At 74.9% G+C, this 18840-nt stretch carries 14 protein-coding genes; 8 read left to right on the forward strand and 6 right to left on the reverse strand.

Translation table 11 applies throughout. The features are described from left to right. Nucleotides 1–41: 41 nt before the first annotated feature. Nucleotides 42–1850, reverse strand: coding sequence for an alpha/beta hydrolase (locus tag MN205_RS12670; RefSeq protein ID WP_242127775.1), 1809 nt, complete (start codon nt 1848–1850; stop codon nt 42–44). Nucleotides 1851–2007: 157 nt separating this feature from the next. On the opposite strand from MN205_RS12670, the gene MN205_RS12675 reads away from it, so the two are divergent. Together MN205_RS12675 and MN205_RS12680 are read left to right on the forward strand one after the other, a co-directional pair. Then, entirely contained in the window at nt 2008–3042 is a 1035-nt protein-coding gene (locus tag MN205_RS12675; protein ID WP_242127776.1) for a hypothetical protein, read from the forward strand. Continuing rightward, on the forward strand, nt 3035–3604 hold the full coding sequence (locus tag MN205_RS12680; protein WP_242127778.1) for a GNAT family N-acetyltransferase: 570 nt from the start codon (nt 3035–3037) through the stop codon (nt 3602–3604). Before MN205_RS12675 ends, MN205_RS12680 begins: the two co-directional genes overlap by 8 nt. Nucleotides 3605–3613: 9 nt before the next feature. Here MN205_RS12680 and MN205_RS12685 read toward each other — a convergent pair whose 3' ends face one another. Beyond that, a complete protein-coding gene (locus MN205_RS12685; RefSeq protein WP_242127780.1) occupies nt 3614–4828 on the reverse strand; it encodes an esterase-like activity of phytase family protein in 1215 nt (404 codons plus the stop codon). A gap of 141 nt (nt 4829–4969) precedes the next feature. On the opposite strand from MN205_RS12685, the gene ligA reads away from it, so the two are divergent. Next, nucleotides 4970–7126, forward strand: a complete 2157-nt coding sequence (gene ligA, locus MN205_RS12690; RefSeq protein ID WP_374115924.1) for an NAD-dependent DNA ligase LigA — start codon at nt 4970–4972, stop codon at nt 7124–7126. A gap of 3 nt (nt 7127–7129) precedes the next feature. Here ligA and ddaH read toward each other — a convergent pair whose 3' ends face one another. Further along, nucleotides 7130–7978 carry a dimethylargininase gene (gene ddaH, locus MN205_RS12695; protein ID WP_242127784.1) on the reverse strand — a complete coding sequence of 283 codons (849 nt, stop codon included), beginning with the start codon at nt 7976–7978 and terminating at the stop codon, nt 7130–7132. Nucleotides 7979–8097: 119 nt separating this feature from the next. On the opposite strand from ddaH, the gene MN205_RS12700 reads away from it, so the two are divergent. Then, the gene (locus MN205_RS12700) at nt 8098–9960 is read left to right on the forward strand and encodes a SpoIIE family protein phosphatase (RefSeq protein ID WP_242127787.1); all 1863 of its coding nucleotides are present in this window, start codon (nt 8098–8100) and stop codon (nt 9958–9960) included. 6 nt (nt 9961–9966) lie between these two features. On the opposite strand, the gene MN205_RS12705 is transcribed toward MN205_RS12700, so the two are convergent. The 3 genes from MN205_RS12705 to MN205_RS12715 all read right to left on the reverse strand — a co-directional run bounded on the left by MN205_RS12705 (nt 9967) and on the right by MN205_RS12715 (nt 13380). After that, a complete protein-coding gene (locus MN205_RS12705; RefSeq protein WP_242127789.1) occupies nt 9967–10896 on the reverse strand; it encodes a carbohydrate ABC transporter permease in 930 nt (309 codons plus the stop codon). After that, nucleotides 10893–11882 carry a carbohydrate ABC transporter permease gene (locus MN205_RS12710; protein WP_242127804.1) on the reverse strand — a complete coding sequence of 330 codons (990 nt, stop codon included), beginning with the start codon at nt 11880–11882 and terminating at the stop codon, nt 10893–10895. The genes MN205_RS12705 and MN205_RS12710 overlap by 4 nt, the downstream gene beginning before the upstream one ends. A gap of 97 nt (nt 11883–11979) precedes the next feature. Further along, complete coding sequence (locus tag MN205_RS12715; RefSeq protein WP_242127806.1) at nt 11980–13380, reverse strand: ABC transporter substrate-binding protein; 1401 nt, start codon at nt 13378–13380, stop codon at nt 11980–11982. 180 nt (nt 13381–13560) lie between these two features. Between MN205_RS12715 and MN205_RS12720 the strand changes: the two genes are divergently transcribed. The 4 genes from MN205_RS12720 to gatB are packed head-to-tail and all read left to right on the forward strand — an operon-like array spanning nt 13561 to nt 18732. Continuing rightward, nucleotides 13561–15351, forward strand: coding sequence for an ABC transporter ATP-binding protein (locus tag MN205_RS12720; RefSeq protein ID WP_242127808.1), 1791 nt, complete (start codon nt 13561–13563; stop codon nt 15349–15351). Nucleotides 15352–15362: 11 nt separating this feature from the next. Further along, nucleotides 15363–15662 carry an Asp-tRNA(Asn)/Glu-tRNA(Gln) amidotransferase subunit GatC gene (gene gatC / locus MN205_RS12725; RefSeq protein WP_242127811.1) on the forward strand — a complete coding sequence of 100 codons (300 nt, stop codon included), beginning with the start codon at nt 15363–15365 and terminating at the stop codon, nt 15660–15662. Further along, nucleotides 15659–17206 carry an Asp-tRNA(Asn)/Glu-tRNA(Gln) amidotransferase subunit GatA gene (gene gatA / locus MN205_RS12730; protein WP_242127814.1) on the forward strand — a complete coding sequence of 516 codons (1548 nt, stop codon included), beginning with the start codon at nt 15659–15661 and terminating at the stop codon, nt 17204–17206. The genes gatC and gatA overlap by 4 nt, the downstream gene beginning before the upstream one ends. Beyond that, entirely contained in the window at nt 17203–18732 is a 1530-nt protein-coding gene (gene gatB / locus MN205_RS12735; protein WP_242127816.1) for an Asp-tRNA(Asn)/Glu-tRNA(Gln) amidotransferase subunit GatB, read from the forward strand. The genes gatA and gatB overlap by 4 nt, the downstream gene beginning before the upstream one ends. Nucleotides 18733–18840 lie beyond the last annotated feature (108 nt).

An 18840-nucleotide genomic window follows, 5' to 3' on the forward strand; every position in this document is an offset into this window, starting at 1 on the left:
ACGCCGCCGCCCGCCGCCACCACGACCGCCCCGCCCTCAGCTCACGGGGTGACCGCGGAGCGCACCGCCTGCTGCACCGAGCTGAGCAGCTGCGAGCCCGGCGCGGGCACGCCGGTCCCGGCGCAGGTCACGTCCTGCTCCGGGGCGACGCCCGTGGTGAGGAACTCGTCGACGACCGCGTCCACGCACGGGTTGCCCGCGGAGGCGTACAGGGCGTGGTCGCCCTCGTCCTCGACGGTGATCAGCACCGACGAGCCCAGCGCCTCGTGCGTGGCGAGCGCGCCCTCGTAGGAGGTCGCCGGGTCGTGGCGCGACTGCACGATCAGCAGCGGCGGCAGGTCGCGACCGTCCGGGCGCGGCAGGCTCAGCGGGGCGCGGTCCCAGTAGCCGCACGGCTGCTGGGTCACGGCCCAGCCGCGCAGCGGGTACTGCGAGCCCTGGATCTGCCCCAGGTCGTTCCAGAACTCCTCCCCGCGCGACCACGCGGTGTCGTTGCACGTGGTGGCCAGGAACGTCGCGGCGAACGAGTCCGCGTGGGTGGGTCGCTCCTCGGCCAGGCGCTCGGGCAGCAGCTCCTGCACGCGCCGGGCCAGGTCGCCGGCCGCCGCGTCCGCGGCGGCCCCGGCCGCTGCGTCCGCACCCGCCGCGGCGCGCAGGCCCGTCACCACGTCCAGGCTCCGCAGGATCCACGCCAGGGACTCGAACTGGGTCTTGGAGTACATGGCCTGCGCGACGAGGACGTCGACCACGCTGCCGTCCACCAGCGTGACGCCCGACAGCTGCAGGGGGCGGGCGGCCAGCTCGGCGCGGACCCGCTCGTAGGTGCCCTCGACCGCGCCGGCGGTCGGGCCCAGGCCGAACAGCCAGTCGTAGCTCGCGGCCCAGGTGGCGAAGTCGGCCTCGAAGCGCCGCTGGAACGCCGGCGGCTGGTTCTCGCTGAACACCTCCTGGAAGGCGGCGGTCGCCTCGACGCTGGAGTCCAGCACGAACCGGCCCACGCGCGCGGGGAAGTACGTGGCGTACTGCGCCCCCAGCCAGGTGCCGCCGGAGTAGCCCACCCAGTCGATCGTCTCGCGGTCCAGCGCGTGCCGGACCAGGTCGATGTCGGCGATGGTCTGCTCGGTGTTCACCACGTCGACCAGCGGGTCGTCCTCGCAGGCGGCCGCGGTGGCCCGCATCGCCTCGGCGGTGGCCGCCAGCGCCTCGGGGGAGCGGTCGCGCGGGTCGGGCGCCTGGAGCATCGCCGCGTTCGCCTCCGCGCCGCACGTCAGGACCGAGCTGGCGCCCGTGCCGCGCACGTCCAGCCCGACCACCTCGGTGCCGGCCAGCGCGGGCTGCATCCCGAGCGTGGCCAGGGACAGGCCGGCCCCTCCGGGGCCGCCGGGGTTGGTGATCACCGTGCGGGCGGGGCGCTCGCCCTGCTGCGGCAGCCGGCTGATCGCGATGCGCAGCGGCTCACCGGCGGCCGGGTCGAGGTGGTCGCGCGGCACGAGCACCTCCGCGCACTCCAGCAGGGGGGCCAGCTGCGCGGAGTCCACGGCCTCTGCGGTGCACGGCGCCCACGCCGGCTCCTGGTCGCGGTAGAAGGCCGGGTAGCGCTCGGTGAACTGCCGCTGCGCCTGCTCGAGGGTCGTCGGCCGCGCGGTGGCCAGCGCCGACAGCGGGGCGTCGCCCGGCAGCGACGCGGTGGGGGCCGTGGTGGTGGGCGCGCTCACCGCCGCCGCGGTGCCGCCGGTGAGCAGGGTGGCGCCGAGGGCGACGGCGCCGACCGCCGCCAGCGTCGGCGACCGCCGGGCAGGGGGGTTCGGGGTGGGGCGTGCGGTGCGGCGCGGTGCCGGCTGCTGGTGCATGGGCGGCCTCTCCGGTGGGGCTGGCGGGACGGCCGCCCCCGTCCGTGAGGCGGCTGTGGGCCATCCACCCGCACCGGCGCGGTCGCCGTCCAGGGACGACCGGCTCGGATCGGGTCCGTCGTTCGTCGCACCCGCCGCGCCGGTAGCGTGCGCGGACGTGCCCGACGCCACGCCGCCCGCCGCCCGCGCCACCGCCCCCGGTGCCGTGAGCGCACCGGTCGCCCTGCCGGGCACCGACCCGCGCGAGGCCGCCCGCACCGTGTTCGGCGAGCTCGGCGAGCCCCCGCACGCCCCGCACCTGCCCCAGCTGCCCGCCCGCGGCCCGGGCGCGGACCCGGTCGGGCGCGCCGCCGCGCTCCTGGTGGACCTGCCGGTGGACCTGCAGCCGTCCGGCTGGCGGTTCACCGACGCACCCGGCCGCGACCAGGAGCGCGCGCACGCGTACCTGCGCGCCGACCTGGACGAGCTGGCCGAGGCCGCCGACGGCTGGGGCGGGCCGCTGGTGCTGGCGGTGCTGGGCCCCTGGTCGCTGGCCGCCGCCGTCGAGCTGCCCCGCGGGGAGCGCAGCGCCTCCGACCCCGGCGCCCGGCGCGACGTCGTCGCCTCCCTCGCCGAGGGGATCGCCGCCCACGTCGCCGACCTGCGGCGGCTGGTGCCCGGGGCCCGGCCGGTGGTGCAGGTGGAGGAACCCTCGCTGCCCGCCGTGCTCGCCGGGCGGCTGCCCACGCGGTCCGGCTACGGCAGCCTGCGCGCCGTGGACCGCGCCGAGGTGCGCACCGGCCTGCGCGCCGTGGTCGACGCGGTGCGCGCCGCCGGCGGCGAGCCCGTCGTGCGCCTGGCCCCGGACGAGCCGCCGCTGGCGCTGGTGCGCGAGGCGGGCGCGGCCGGTGTCGCGCTCGACGTGACGCGCCTGGGCGCGCACGGGTGGGAGTCGCTGGCGGCGACCGTCGAGGGCGGCGTGCGCCTGTGGGCGGGGGCCCTGCCCGCCGTGGCCCCTCCGCCGGCGGTCGCAGCGCTCGTCGACGCGGTCCAGGGGCCGTGGCGACGCGTGGGGCTGGCCCCGGCCGGTCTGGCCGAAGTGGTCCTCACCGGCACCGAGGGCCTGCAGGACTTGCCGCCGGACTCGCTGCGCGGTGTGCTGCGCCGGCTGCGCGAGGCGGGTGCGGCGCTCGCGGAGGCCTCCGGTGACTGAGGCGGGGCCGGTGTTCCGCGAGGCGGCGCTCGCGGACGTGCCCGCGGTGGTGGCGCTGGTGGAGTCCGCCTACCGCGGTGCGTCCAGCCGGGCGGGGTGGACCACGGAGGCGGACCTGCTCGACGGCCGGCGCACCGACGAGGAGGGCATCGCCTCGATCGTGGCGGACCCCGACGCGGTCCTGCTGCTGGCCGAGCACCCCGCGGGCGGGCCGGCCGGCGCGCGCCTGCTCGGGTGCTGCGAGCTCCGCCGGACGGGGGAGACGGCCTACTTCGGCACCTTCGCGGTGCGCCCGGTGCTGCAGGGCGGCGGCATCGGCGCTTCGCTGCTGGCGCGCGCCGACGCCGAGGCGGTGCGGCGCTGGGGTTCGGCGGCGCTGGAGATGACGGTCATCGCCCAGCGCGCCGACCTCATCGCCTGGTACGAGCGGCGGGGTTTCTCCGCCACGGGTCACCGCCGGCCGTTCCCGTACGGCGACGAGCGCTTCGGGGTGCCGAAGCGCGACGACCTGGAGTTCCTGGTGCTGCGCCGGGCGACCGGTGGACCGCCCGGCGCAGCCTGAGGCGGGGCCTCAGCCGAGGTCGGCCTGCACCTCGATGGTGAGGAACTCGTTGTCGTCCGGTGCACCCTCGGTGCGGCCGGCGGAGAACGGGAAGTTGTTGTCGTTGCCGACGACGATGGTGTGCTCGTCCACCACGTCGACGCTCTCGATCGTCTGGAACGGGAACGTCACGTAGCCCGACTCCGCGCTGAGCTGCGGCGCGACGCCGTCCGGGTCCGGCACGGCCATGAGGTTCACCAGCTGGGTCTTCAGCGGGTGCCCGGCCGCGTCGGTGCGGCTGGTGTCGACGAGGAACACCGCCTTGAACACCGCGGTGGCGCCCTGGCCGTTGTCGCGCTCCAGCACCAGGAAGCGGTGGTCGTCGACGCGGGTGAAGTCGCCGATGGCGTTCTTCGGCGACTCCAGCCGGTACGTGAACTCCTCGCCGCGGTAGCGGTTCTGCTGCGTGTCGTAGCGCAGCACCCGCAGGTCCTGCGGGTCGTCGCCGGCCACCGGGCCCTCGAGCATCGGGAACAGGTAGCGCCCGTCGGAGGAGATCGCCATGCCCTCGAAGCCCTTGCTGCCGCCGAGGTTCGGCTCGGCGTCGCCCAGGGCGGGGTCGTCGGGGGAGCTCACACCAGGCAGCGGCACGGGGGCCTCGACGAGCCGGCCGGCGGCGTCGGTGTGCAGCAGGTACGGCCCGAACTCCTCGCCGAACCAGAACGTGCCGTCGGGGGCCTGCCGGAAGGACTCCACGTCGAAGTCGGCGCCGGTCAGGCGGCGGTCCTCGCGGGTCAGCTCCCAGCTCACGTGCCGGTACGGGTCGGAGAGGGTGAACCCGCCGGGCACGAGCTCGACGGAGCCGTCCTCAGCGGGCTGCAGGCGGTGCACGGCCAGCAGGAAGTCCGCGCTGTTGGCCTTGGCGCCGTAGCCGTTGTCGGACAGCACCAGCCAGCTGCCGTCGGGCTGGACGAGGTTGCCGGAGAAGCCCTGCACGGGCTGGGCGTCGAACGGCACGGCCACGCCGTTGGCGCCCTCGATCGCCGAGCCGCTCGGCACGGGCTCGCCGAAGGTGGCGGCGGGCAGGACGTGGTGGCCCACGAGGCGGGCGGACTGGGCAGGGAAGTCCGCGTCGAAGCGGTCCTCGCGCGCGGAGGCCGCCGTGGTCCCGGCGAGGGTGCCGGCGAGCACGGCGCCGGACAGGACGAGGGGGAGGGCGGCGCTGCGCCGCGGGCGGGGGGTCACGGGCGGGGACGCTAGGGCAGCGCGCCGGACCCCCGGAGGGACGCCGGGCATCGCCCGGGTGAACGCTGGGTGCCTGCTCGGTGCTCGCTCGGTGCCCTCGCCCGGGCCCTCGCCCGGCACGTGTCGGAGCGGCGCGGCAGGATGTCCACCGTGAGCCAGAGCGCCGAGAGCACCGCCCCGGACCCGCTGCACGGGGAGGTCCCCGCCGCGGCGCGGCACCGCTGGGAGGAGCTGGTCCAGCGGATCGAGGCCGCCCGGTTCGCCTACTACGTGCGCAACGCCTCGTTCCTGAGCGACGCGGAGTACGACGGCCTGGAGCGCGAGCTGCGGGCGCTGGAGGAGGAGCACCCGGCGCTGCGCACCCCGGACTCCCCGACGCAGACGGTGGGCGGCACGTTCTCCACCGAGTTCACCGCCGTGAACCACCCCGAGCGCATGCTCAGCCTGGACAACGCCTTCTCCACCGACGAGCTGTCCGCCTGGGCGGCGCGCGTGGAGAAGGAGGTGGGTGAGGGGGCGCGGTACCTGTGCGAGCCGAAGATCGACGGCCTGGCGATCGACCTCGTCTACCAGGACGGCCGTCTCGTGCGCGGTGTCACCCGCGGCGACGGCCGCACCGGCGAGGACGTCACCCTGAACGTGCGCACCATCGCCGACGTCCCCCAGCAGCTCACGGGTGAGGACCTGCCGGAGTTCCTGGAGGTGCGCGGGGAGGTGTTCTTCCACGTCGCGGCCTTCGAGGAGCTCAACGCCCGCATCATGGACGCCGGGAAGCCGCCGTTCGCGAACCCCCGCAACGCCGCCGCCGGGTCGCTGCGGCAGAAGGACCCCCGCGTCACCGCCACCCGGCCGCTGCGGGCGCTGGTGCACGGCATCGGTGCCCGGCGCGGCATGGAGAACGCCACCCAGTCCGAGGCGTACGCCAGGCTCGCCGCCTGGGGTCTGCCGACCTCCCCGCGCGCGAAGGTCGTCGACACCCTGCCCGAGGTCGCCGAGTACGTCCGGTACTACGGCGAGCACCGCCACGACGTCGAGCACGAGATCGACGGGGTCGTCGTCAAGGTCGACCAGGTGCCGCTGCAGCGCCGGCTGGGCGCCACCTCGCGCGCCCCCCGCTGGGCGATCGCCTACAAGTACCCGCCCGAGGAGGTGACCACGAAGCTGCTGGACATCCGCGTCAACGTGGGCCGCACCGGCCGGGTCACCCCTTTCGCGCACCTGGAGCCCGTGAAGGTCGCCGGGTCCACGGTGCAGCTGTCGACGCTGCACAACTCCGACGAGGTGAAGCGCAAGGGCGTCCTCATCGGCGACACCGTCGTGGTGCGCAAGGCCGGCGACGTCATCCCCGAGGTCGTCGGCCCCGTGGTGGACCTGCGCACCGGCGACGAGCGCGAGTTCGTCTTCCCCACCGACTGCCCCGAGTGCGGCACGCCGCTGCGCCGGATGCGCGCCGACGACGTCGACATCCGCTGCCCCAACGCGCGCAGCTGCCCGGCGCAGGTGCGCGAGCGCATCTTCCACGTCGCCGGCCGGGGTTCCTTCGACGTCGAGGCCCTCGGGTACGAGGCGGCCACCGCGCTGCCGCAGGCCGGTGTCGTCACCGACGAGGGCGACCTGTTCGACCTCACCGAGGACGACCTGCTGCGCGTCCCGCTGTTCACCAACAAGAACGGCACCCTGTCGGCGAACGGCCGCCGGCTGCTGGCGAACCTGGAGGCGGCGAAGTCGCAGCCGCTGTGGCGGGTGCTCGTGGGGTTGTCCATCCGGCACGTGGGGCCCACCGCGGCGCGCGCGCTGGCGGGGCGGTTCGGTTCCCTCCAGGCGATCGAGGACGCCTCGCTGGAGGAGCTCGCCGCCACCGAGGGCGTCGGTCCCACGATCGCCGAGGCCGTGCGCGAGTGGCTGGAGGTCGACTGGCACCGCGCCGTCGTGGACAAGTGGCGCCGCGCCGGGGTGCGCACGGAGGACGAGCGCGACGAGTCCACGCCCCGCACCCTGGAGGGCCTCACGGTCGTGGTCACCGGCTCGCTCACGGGTTTCACCCGCGACGAGGCGAAGGAGGCGATCCTCGCCCGCGGCGGCAAGGCGTCCGCGAGCGTGTCGAAGAGGACGAGCTTCGTCGTCGTCGGCGACGCGCCCGGGTCCAAGGCGGACAAGGCCGAGCAGCTGGGCGTGCGGATCCTCGACGAGGACGCCTTCCGCGCGCTGCTGGACGGCGGGCCCGAGGCCGTCGCCGAGCCCGAGGAACCCGAGGGGGCCGGGGAGCCCGGGGAGCCCGGGGACGGCGCGGGGGAGTAGCGCTCAGTCCCGCAGCACGAGCGTGCAGCACTTCGCGCCGCCGCCGCCGCGCAGCAGCTCCGACAGGTCCACGGGCACGGGCACGTACCCGCGCTCGGTGAGCTGCTCGGCGTAGCGCTGCGCCCGGGGTGAGAGCACCACGTGCTTCCCGTCGCTGACGGCGTTCATGCCCAGCACCTCGGCCGTGGCGGCGTCGGTGCGCAGCGCGTGCGGGAACAGCTCCCGCAGCGTGCGCTGCGACGCCTCGTCGAACGCGCCGGGGAAGTAGGCGACGTCCGGGTGGCGCGGGTCGTCGTCGAGCACCGTCAGGGCGGTGTCCAGGTGGTAGAAGCGCGGGTCCACCAGCCGCAGCGACGTCACCGGCCGGCCCAGGACCTCCTCGACCTCCCGGTGCGCGGCCAGGTCGGTGCGGAAGCCGTGCCCGGCCAGCAGGTGCTCACCCACCACGAGCAGGTCGCCCTCGCCCTCGTTGACGTGCACCGGGCGGTGCACCGGGCCCAGCCCGTGCTCCTCCAACCAGCGAGCGTAGGCCTCCGCCTCGCCGGCGCGCTCGGGGTGGGCGAAGCGCACCCCCACCGAGCCCTGCGGGGTCACCAGCGCGCCGTTGGCGGCGTACACCATGTCCGGCAGGCCCGGCGCGGAGGGCACCACCTCGACCTCGTGGCCCAGCCGCTCGAACGTGGTGCGCAGCAGGTGCCACTGCGCCAGCGCCCGCGCGGCGTCGACCGGCGCGGCGGCGTCCATCCACGGGTTGATCTCGTACGAGACCGTGAAGTGCTCCGGCGCGCACATCAGGAAGCGCCGCGGGTGGGCGGTGCGCGCCGTGGGGGCGGTGGCAGACGTCGTCGTCACGCCGCCGACGCTACGAGCCGCCTCCGCCGCCCGCCACGCGGGGCCGCTGCGGTGGCGCGGTGGAGCCCGGGGTGATCGGCTGGGAGCTGCGGGGGGACCGGTGAGGAGCAGGAGGACGCGTGGCCGTCGGGGACCGTCCAGCGGAGCGGGGCGAGGCCGTGCACCCGCCCGTGCCCGACTTCGCGATGGTCTTCGACCAGGCGCCGGCACCGTTCCTGCTGCTCACCCCCGACCTCGTCATCGTCCACGCCAACCGGGCGCGGCTGGAGGCGACGGCCACCACGCTGGAGCAGCAGGTGGGCAGGCACCTCTTCGAGGTGTTCCCCGCGAACCCCGACGACCCGTCCGCCGACGGCCTGCGCAACCTGCGCGCTTCCCTGGAGCTGGCCCGCGACACCCGGTGCCCGCAGACCATGGCGCTGCAGAAGTACGACATCCCCGTACCCGGTGGCGGCTTCGAGGAGCGGTTCTGGAGCCCGCGCAACGTGCCGGTCCTCGACGAGCGCGGCGACGTGGTCCTGCTGCTGCACCGCTCGGACGACATCACCGACTACGTCCGCGACCGCGAGGCCGCCCGCCGTGCGGTGGCCGACGGGCAGCAGTGGTCCGAGCGCGTGCAGCAGGTCGAGGGGGACCTCTTCGAGCGCACCCGCGAGCTGGAGGAGCTCAACGCCGAGCTGCGCCGCTCCGGGGAGCGCGAACGGCGCACCGCGCGCCGCCTGGCGGGTCTGGCCGCCGCGGCCTCCGCGCTCGCGACCGCGGAGACCGTGCCCGGGGTGCTGGAGCACCTCGCCCAGCACGGGCGCGCCGCCACCGGTGCCGAGGCCGTGGTGGTGGCGCTGCGCGAGGGGGCCGAGCTGGCGCTGACGTTCCTCGGCGGAGAGGGGCCTGCGGCGACCGCACCGACCGCCCGGATCCCGCTCACCTCCGACGCACCGGTGGCCCTCGCCGCCCGCGGCCGGCCGGTGGCGGCCGGTGAGGGCTGCCGCTGGGCCACGAGCGTGCCGCTGCCCGGCGCCGGGGAGCTGCCCGCGTGGGCGGCGATGCCGCTGTCCACCGGTGGCGGTGAGCCGCTGGGGTCCGTGGCGGTGGGCTGGGCCGAGCCGCGGCCGCTGGAGGGTGACGAGGTGCGGCTGCTGGAGGCGTTCGCCGCCCAGTGCGCGCAAGCCCTGGAGCGCGTGCGGCGGCTGCAGGACGAGCGCCGCCGGGCGCACGCCACCCGCACGCTCGCCGAGGCGCTGCAGCGCTCGCTGCTGACCGAGCCGCCGCAGCCCGACCACCTGCAGATCGCGGTGCGCTACCTGCCGGCGGCGCAGGAGGCGCAGATCGGCGGTGACTGGTACGACGCCTTCCTCACCCGGGACGGCTCGACCACCATCGTCATCGGCGACGTCACCGGCCACGACAAGGTGGCCGCCGCCGAGATGGGCCAGCTGCGCGGGGTCCTGCGGGGCGTCGCCCAGGCGGTGACCGACCCGCCGGGGAAGATCATGGCGGTCTTCGACCGGGCGCTGCACCGGCTGGGGGTGAGCACCCTGGCCACGGCCGTCCTGGCGCGCGTGGAGCAGACGCCGGCCCAGCGGGCCTCGGGGACGCGCACGCTGCGCTGGTCCAACGCCGGGCACCCGCCGCCGCTGCTCGTGGAGCCCGGACGCGCACCCCGCCTCCTGGAGGCCCCCGCCGACCTGCTGCTGGGTCTGGCGCCCGAGCTGGACCGTGGTGACCACCAGGCGCCGCTGGTGCCGGGCGCGACCGTCCTGCTCTACACCGACGGCCTCGTCGAGCGGCGCGACGAGTCCCTCGACACCGGGCTCGACCGGCTGCTGGAGGCCGTCGCCGACCTGGCCCACCTGCCGCTGGAGGAGTTCGTCGACGCGCTGCTGGAGCGGGCCGTGCCCGAGCCCGGTGACGACGTGGCCGTCGTGGCGCTGCGGGCCCACCCCGAGGACCGCCCGCGCCCGGACGGCGCCGGGCGGTCCTGAGGAGCCTCAGCCCTTGACGGACCCGGCCAGCAGGCCGCGGACGAAGAACCGCTGCAGGCCCAGGAACACCGCCAGCGGCACCGCCATCGCCAGGAACGCGCCCGGCGCCAGCAGGTACCAGGCGTTGTTCCGGGTGCCTGCGAGGTCGGCGATCGCCGAGGTCAGCGGTGTCGCGTCACCCCCGGCGAACGTCAGGGCGATGAGCAGGTCGTTCCACACCCACAGGAACTGGAAGACGCCGAAGGCCGCGATGGCCGGCACCAGCAGCGGCAGCAGCACCTTGAAGAAGACGGTCACGTGCCCGGCACCGTCCATGCGCGCCGCCTCCACCAGCGAGGCGGGCACGTCCTTCATGAAGTTGTGCAGCAGGAAGATCGCCAGGGGCAGGCCGAACATGGTGTGCGAGAGCCACACGGTCCAGAACGAGCCGTCGATGCCGAGGTCGACGTACAGGCTCAGCAGCGGGATGAGCGTGACCTGCAGCGGCACGACCTGCAGCGCGAAGACGGCGACGAAGAGCAGTTCGCGCCCCCGGAAGGGGATCCACGCGAACGCGTACGCCGCCAGCAGGGCCAGCGTGATGGGGATGACCACGGCCGGGATCGTGATGACCAGGGTGTTGACGAAGTTGTCGCCCAGGCCGGTCTCGAGCGCCGAGACGTAGTTGTACCCGGTGAACAGCGGGCGGGCGAAGGCGTTCCACCACCCGTCGGTCTGGATGTCGCTCTCCACCCGGAAGCTGGTGATGAGCAGACCCAGCGTGGGGACCGTCCACAGCGCCGCGATGAGCAGGGCGATCACGGAGGCCGCGGGGGAGCTGAGCCGGTTCTTCGCCGCGATGGCCCGCTTCTCGGCCCGGCTGAGCTTGCGGGGCCGGGACTCGATCTCCCCGGTGGGGTTCGTGACGACCCTGCTGGTGTCGGTCTGCCCGCTCACCGGACCTCCTCCGCCAGGCGCATCTGCCGGACGTTGTAGACGATGATCGGGATGACCAGCACGAACAGCAGGACGGCCAGCGCCGCGCCCAGGCCCTGGTTGAACTGCCGGAAGGACTGCGAGTAGAACTCGCTGGCCACCACGGACGTGCCGAACTGGCCGCCGGTCATCACGTACACGATGTCGAAGACCTTCAGCGTGCTGATGGCGACGGTCGTGAGGACCACGACCAGCGCCGGGCGGATGCTCGGCACGGTGACCGAGCGGAACATCTGGAAGGAGCTGGCGCCGTCCAGCCTGGCGGCCTCGACGATGTCGTCGGAGATCGCCTTGATCGAGGCCGACAGCACCGTCATGGCGAAGCCCGCGTTGATCCAGATCATCACGACGATGAGGAAGAACGTGTTCCACGGCTGGTGCAGCAGGAACTGGTAGGGCTCCAGCCCCAGCCAGACCAGGAGCTGGTTGAGCAGGCCGATCTGCTCGATGCCCGGCTGGTCGGGGCGGTACTCGTAGACGAACCGCCAGATCAGGCCGGCGGCCACGCCGGAGATGGCCATGGGCAGGAAGATGAGCGCCTTGGCCAGGGACTCGAAGCGGGTGCGGTCCACCAGGTACGCGTAGATCAGGCCGAACGCGGTGGAGATGAGCGGTACCAGGACCACCCAGAGGACCGTGTTGCGCAGCACGAGCTGCAGGTTGTCGCTGGTGAAGACCTGCTGGTAGTTGTCCAGGCCGACGAAGCTGCTGCCGTCGGGCGACTTCAGCGACAGCCACAGCGTGTTCAGGGCCGGGTACACCAGGCCGATCGTCACGAGCAGCAGGGCGGGGCCGACGAAGCCGGCGACGACGAGCCAGGTGGGGACCCGCTTGGGCTTGTCGACGGCGAACAGGATGACGCCCATCACCACCACGAAGGCGAGGACGGCGACGACCATGAGGGCGAGCTTGTGGGCGGTGCTGTCGGCGTCGAGCAGCCAATCCACCGGAGGACCTCCTCGGTGAGGTGAGCGGACGGAGGTGTGCGGACGGCGGGAGAGGGGCCGGGCACCAGGTGCGGTGCCCGGCCCCTCGGGGTGCCCGTCAGCTGGCGGGCCAGGCGGCCTCGATGTTGTCGAGGGTCGTCTGCGTGTCCTGTCCGGCCGCGATCCACGCGGTCAGCTCGCGCCACTCGGCCGCCGCGCCGACGGCGGCGGGCATGAGGTCGGAGGCGTCGAAGCGGAACGTGACCGACTCGTCCTGCAGCTGCTCGGCCGCGAGCTGGTCGATCGGGCTGGTGAGGTTGTCCAGCTCCAGGCCCGTGTTGGCGCTCAGCCAGCCGGGACCGGTGGCCTGCGCCTTGAGGTTCGCCCACTCCGGGGTGGACAGGTAGTACTGCAGCGCCTGCACCTCGGGCCGGTCGGCGAACGCGGCGACGAACTCACCGCCGCCGACGACCGTCTTGCCGGCCGACTCGCCGATCTGCGGGAACGGGAAGGCGAAGACGTCGCCGTCCTCGGCGACCTCGGTGCCCTCGGGCCAGTTGGCCTGGTAGAAGGACGCCTGCCGGTGCAGCCAGCAGTTCCCCTGGGTGATGGGGATGCCGGCGTCCTGGAAGGTCGTCGTCGCGATGGACGCCACGTCGCCGAAGCCGCCGTTGACGTAGTCGGGGTTGCGCAGGATCGAGCCGACGCGGTCCAGCGCGGCGACGATCCTCGGGTCGTTGAACGGGATCTCGTGCGCGATCCACTGGTCGTAGACCTCGGGGCCGAGCTCGTGCAGGACGACGTCCTCCAGCCAGTCGGTGGCCGGCCAGCCGGTGGCCTCGCCGGAGCCGATGCCGGCGCACCACGGCTTGGTGTCGGGGTTGTCCTGGACGATCTGGTCGGTCAGGGCGATGAGCTCGTCCCACGTCTGCGGGACCTCGTAGCCGGCCTCCTCGAACGCCGAGGGGGAGTACCACACGAAGGACTTCACGTTCGCGCCCAGCGGGGCGGCGTACAGCGTGCCGTCGACGGAGCCGTAGTCGCGCCAGTCCTCGCTGAAGTGCTCCTCGACGTTCTGCGCCACCGCCTCCGGGGCGGCGGCGACCTCGCCGGTGGAGACCATCTGCTCCAGCAGGCCCGGCTGCGGCAGGAAGGCGATGTCCGGGGCGTTGCCGGACTGCACGCGCACGGGCAGTTGAGCCTCGAACTGCTTGGTGCCGTTGTAGTTCACCGTGATGCCGGTGCACTCGGTGAACGGCTCGAACGTGTCCTTGAACGGCTGGTCCTCGGGGGTGACGATGGAGGTGTAGACCTCCACCTCGGTCCCGTCGAGGCTGTCGCCGAACTGGTCGAACTGCGAGCAGTCGATCTCGGCCCCGGTGACGTCGGTGCCGGTGCCGGCGCCGGTGCCTTCGTCGACACCGGCCTCCTCGGCGGTGGCGCAGCCGCTCGCGGCGAGCGCCAGCCCGAGGCCACCGGCCAGCAGCGCCAGGCGGCGAGCGCGGGTGAGGACGGTCATCGGTGTTCTCCTCTCAGGTGCAGCTTCCTCGCCGCACCGGGCGTGCGCCCATGATGACCCACGGGCGCCGGTGCTGCGCGCGTGTCCCCGATCACGAACTGGACACGCACCCGTTCGCCGGAGGCGGGCGACGACGAGCGGTGGACGCGCACCACCGGCCGGTCCGCCCACACTGCGCCCGTGAGCGTTCCCGAGACCCCCGAGGTCCTCCCGCTGCGCGAGGCCGGCCGGTCGCTGCTGCCGCACCTGCGCCCGCACCGCACCGCCATCGCCGTCGCGGTGCTGCTGTCCCTGGTGGGTGCGGCCACCGCGCTGGCCCAGCCGCTGGCCGTGGCCGCCGTCGTGCGGGTCGTGCAGGACGGCTCGCCCCTCGCCCCCGTGGCCGCGCTGCTGGTGGCCGTGGTGCTGCTCGGCGCGGTGACCGACGGCGCCCGGCAGTTCCTGCTGGAGCGCGCCGGCGCCGGCGTCGTGCTGGGCGTGCGCACCTCCCTGGTCACCCGGCTGGCCCGGCTGACCGTCGCCGCCCGCGACGCGCGCGCCTCCGGGGACCTGCTCTCGCGCGTGTCCGGCGACACCACGGCCCTGGCCGCCGTCGTCACCTCCGGGCTGTTCGACCTGCTCGCCACCGTCCTGACGTTCCTGGGCGCCGTCGTGCTCATGGCCGTCCTGGACCCGGTGCTGCTGGCGGTGACGCTCGTCGCGATCGCCGTGGCCGGCACCGCCATCGCGATCGCCTCCAGCCGGCTGGGCCGGCTCACCCTCGCCACCCAGACCGAGGTGGGCGCGATGAGCTCCGCCGTCGGCCGGGTCCTGGGGGCGCTGCGCACCCTGCGCGCCAGCGGTGCCACCGACCGCGAGCTGGACGGCGTGGTCGCCGCCGCCCGCCGCGCCCGCGACGCCGCCGTGCGCGCCTCGCGCGTGCGGGCGCTGCTGGGCCCGGCGATGCAGGTGTCCGTGCAGGGTGCCTTCGTCGCCGTCCTCGGCGTGGGCGGGGCCCGCGTGGCCTCGGGCGCCACGAGCGTCGCCGAGCTCGTCGGGTTCGTGCTGCTGCTGTTCACCCTCGTCGCCCCGCTGGGCCAGCTCGTGCAGACCTGGACGGTCGTGCAGGCCGGTGCGGCCGCCCTGACCCGCGTGCAGGAGGTGCTGGCGCTGCCGGTGGAGCAGGACGAGCCCCGTCACGAGCCCCGTCGCGAACCCCGTCCCGCCGCCGCCGTGCCGGCGCAGCGGGCCGGGGAGGTGCCCCTGCTGGAGTTCGACGACGTCGCCTTCGCCTACCCCGACGGCACCCCCGCGCTGCGCGGGGCGAGCTTCGCCGTGCCGCGCGGCACCCGCACCGCCCTCGTGGGCCCCTCGGGGGCCGGCAAGTCCACGCTGCTCTCCCTCGTCGAGCGCTTCCACGACGCCGGTGCCGGCAGCGTGCGCGTGGACGGGGTGGACGTGCGCGACCTGCCGCGCGCCGCGCTGCGCGCCCGCCTCGGCTACGTGGAGCAGGACGCCCCCGTCCTGGCCGGCACCCTGCGCGAGAACCTCGTGCTCGCCGCACCGGACGCCACCGACGAGGAGGTCCTCGCCGCCCTGGACGCCGTCGGCCTGCGCGAGCTCGCCGAGCGCGGCCCGGGGCTGGCCGCGGAGGTCGGCGAGCGCGGCGTGCTCCTCTCGGGCGGGCAGCGCCAGCGCCTGGCCATCGCCCGGGCCCTGCTGGGGCCGGGGGAGCTGCTGCTGCTGGACGAGCCCACCGCCAGCCTCGACGCCCGCAACGAGGCCCTGCTGCGCGAGGCGCTGGCCGCCGCCGCCGACCGCCGCACCCTCGTCGTCGTCGCCCACCGGTTGTCCACCGTCGTCGACTCCGACCAGATCGTCGTCCTGGAGGACGGGCGCACCACCGCCGCCGGCACGCACGCGCAGCTGCTGGAGCGCTCCCCGCTGTACCGGGAGCTCGCCGCCACGCAGCTGCTGGTGGGCCCGTCCTAGACTCACCCGTCGTGTCCACCATCTCCCGTCCCGAGGTCGAGCACCTCGCGCGCCTGGCGCGCATCGACATGACCGACGAGGAGCTGGACCGGATGGCCGGCCAGCTCGGAGCGGTCCTCGACGCGGTCCAGCAGGTCGCCTCCGTCGTGTCCGACGACGTGCCCGCCACCTCGCACCCCGTGCCCCTGACCAACGTCACCCGCCCCGACGTGGTGCGCCCCGGCCTGAGCGCCGAGGACGCGCTCGCCGCCGCCCCCGAGGCCGAGGACGGGCGCTTCCGCGTCCCGCAGATCCTGGAGGAGGACGCGTGAGCGGCGTCTCCGAACTCGTCCGCTGGGACGCCGCCCGCCTGGCCGAGGGCCTGCGCGCGAAGGTCGTCTCCTCCGAGGAGGTCGTCCAGGCCCACCTGGAGCGCATCGAGGCCGTCGACGGCCCCACCTCCGGGGAGAACCCCGACGGGGTGCACGCCTTCCTGCACGTCGACGCCGAGGGGGCGCTGGCCCGCGCCCGCCGGATCGACGCCGACCGCGCCGCCGGTGCGGTGCTCGGCCCGCTGGCCGGGGTGCCGATCGGCGTCAAGGACGTCCTGACGACGCGGGGCATGCCCACCACGTGCGGCTCCCGGATGCTCGAGGGCTGGGTGCCCCCGTACGACGCGACCGTGGTGCGCGAGCTGCACGGTGCGGGTCTGGTCGTGCTCGGCAAGACGAACATGGACGAGTTCGCGATGGGCTCGACCACCGAGCACTCCGCGTTCGGCCCCACCCGCAACCCGTGGGACCCCACCCGCATCCCCGGCGGTTCCGGCGGCGGTTCCGCCGCGGCGCTGGCCGCGTTCGAGGCGCCCCTGACGATCGGCTCGGACACCGGCGGTTCCATCCGCCAGCCCGCCGCCGTCACCGGCACCGTCGGCGTCAAGCCCACCTACGGCGGGGTCTCGCGCTACGGGCTGGTGGCGCTGGCCAGCTCCCTGGACCAGGCGGGCCCGTGCGGGCGCACCGTGCTGGACACCGCGCTGCTGCACGCCGTGATCGCCGGGCACGACCCGTACGACTCCACCTCCATCCCCGAGGCCGTGCCGGACGTCGTGGGCGCCGCGCGGCTCGGCGCCGGCGGCGACCTGACCGGCGTGAAGGTCGGCGTGGTGCGCGAGCTGTCCGGCGAGGGGTACGAGCCGGGCGTCCTCGCCCGGTTCACCGAGGCCCTCGACGAGCTGCGCGCCGCCGGGGCCGAGGTCGTCGAGCTGAGCCTGCCGAACATCGTGCACGCCCTGGCCGCGTACTACCTGATCCTGCCCAGCGAGGCGTCCAGCAACCTCGCCAAGTACGACGGCATGCGCTACGGCCTGCGGGTCACCCCCGCCGGCGACGGCGTCACCGCCGAGCAGGTCATGCGCGCCACCCGCGCCGCCGGTTTCGGCGACGAGGCCAAGCGCCGCATCATCCTGGGCACCTACGCGCTGTCGGCGGGCTACTACGACGCCTACTACGGCAGCGCGCAGAAGGTCCGCACCCTCGTGCAGCGCGACTTCGCCGCCGCCTTCGGGCAGGTGGACGTGCTGGTGTCCCCGACGGCGCCGACCACGGCGTACCGGCTGGGGGAGAAGCTGGACGACCCGCTGGCCATGTACGCCGGCGACGTGGCGACCATCCCGGCGAACCTCGCCGGCATCCCCGGCATGTCCCTGCCGGTCGGGTTGTCCGACGGGCTGCCGGTGGGGCTGCAGGTCCTCGCGCCGCAGCAGGCCGACGACCGGCTGTACCGGGTGGGTGCCGCGCTGGAGGCGCGGCTGACGGCGACGTGGGGCGGCCCGCTGCTGGCGCAGGTCCCGGAGTGGAAGGGGTTGTCCGCATGAGCACCACCGACGTGGAGCTCGTCGACTACGACGAGGCCGTCGCGGAGTTCGACCCGGTGCTGGGCCTGGAGGTCCACGTCGAGCTGTCGACCGTGACGAAGATGTTCTCCGCGGCGCCCACCGAGTTCGGTGCCGCGCCGAACACCCAGGTGGACCCGACGTCCCTGGGCCTGCCCGGGGCGCTGCCGGTGCTGAACGCCAAGGCGCTGGAGTCCGCGGTCCGCATCGGCCTGGCGCTGAACTGCACGATCGCGTCGTACTGCCGCTTCGCCCGGAAGAACTACTTCTACCCGGACATGCCGAAGAACTTCCAGACCTCCCAGTACGACGAGCCGATCGCGTACGACGGGTGGCTGGACGTCGACGTCCCCGCCAGCGAGGACGGCTCCAAGCCGGCGTTCACGTACCGGGTGCTCATCGAGCGCGCGCACATGGAGGAGGACACCGGCAAGTCCCTGCACGTGGGCGGCTCCACCGGGCGCATCCACGGCGCGGAGTACTCCCTGGTGGACTACAACCGCGCGGGCATCCCGCTCATCGAGATCGTCACCCGCCCGCTCGAGGGCACCGGTGACCGCGCTCCCGACGTGGCCCGCGCCTACGTGGCGGCGCTGCGCGACGTGCTGCGTTCCCTGGACGTCTCGGACGTGAAGATGGAGCAGGGCTCGCTGCGCTGCGACGTGAACCTCTCGCTGCGCCCCACGCCCGACTCCCCGCTGGGCACCCGCTCGGAGACGAAGAACGTCAACTCGCTGCGCTCGGTCGAGCGGGCCGTGCGCTACGAGGTCAGCCGGCACGCCGCCGTCCTGCGCGCCGGGGAGCGGGTGGTGCAGGAGACCCGCCACTGGCACGAGGACACCGGGCTGACCACCTCCGGGCGGGAGAAGTCCGACGCGGAGGACTACCGCTACTTCCCCGAGCCGGACCTGGTGCCGATCACGCCCGACCCGGCGTGGGTGGAGGAGCTGCGCGCCGCGCTGCCCGAGCCCCCGGCGCAGCGCCGCAAGCGGCTGCAGGCCGAGTGGGGCTTCTCCGACCTGGAGATGCGCGACACCGCCAACGCCGGCGCGGTCGACCTCGTGGAGGCGACCGTCGCCGCCGGGGCCTCCCCGGCCGGCGCCCGCAAGTGGTGGACCGGTGAGCTCTCCCGCCGCGCGAACGCCGAGGGCGTGGAGCTGTCCGCGCTGCGGGTGGGCCCGGCCGACGTGGCCGAGCTGCAGGCGCTCGTGGAGGCCGGCACCCTCACCGACCGCCTGGCCCGCGAGGCCCTCGACGGCATGCTCGCCGGGGAGGGCTCGGCGGCCGAGGTCGTCGAGTCCCGCGGCCTGGCCGTCGTCTCCGACGAGTCCGCGCTGGTGGCGGCCGTGGACGCGGCGATCGCCGCGAACCCCGGCGTGGTGGAGAAGATCCGCGGCGGCAAGGCGCAGGCCGCCGGCGCCCTCATCGGCGCCGTCATGAAGGAGATGCGCGGCAAGGCCGACGCCGCGCGCGTGCGCGAGCTCGTCGTGGAGCGCGTGGGCGGCTGACCCCCGCACCGGCACGGGGCCCGGGCCGTCGCGCCCCGGCCCCGTGCCGGTGCCCACCCCCGCGGTCGCGGCACGGACGCTGCGGAGGACTGCGACGGGGTGGAGCCC

The organism is Kineococcus sp. TRM81007 (assembly GCF_022669155.1).
In the GTDB taxonomy this organism is placed as follows: Bacteria; Actinomycetota; Actinomycetes; order Actinomycetales; family Kineococcaceae; genus Kineococcus.

What these genes read in the sequence shown, in the direction of transcription:
- MN205_RS12670 (WP_242127775.1), bottom strand. Translation starts at nt 1,850, where the DNA reads ATGCACCAGCAGCCGGCACCGCGCCGCACCGCACGCCCCACCCCGAAC.
- ligA (WP_374115924.1), top strand. Translation starts at nt 4,970, where the DNA reads ATGTCCACCGTGAGCCAGAGCGCCGAGAGCACCGCCCCGGACCCGCTG.
- MN205_RS12715 (WP_242127806.1), bottom strand. Translation starts at nt 13,380, where the DNA reads ATGACCGTCCTCACCCGCGCTCGCCGCCTGGCGCTGCTGGCCGGTGGC.
- gatB (WP_242127816.1), top strand. Translation starts at nt 17,203, where the DNA reads ATGAGCACCACCGACGTGGAGCTCGTCGACTACGACGAGGCCGTCGCG.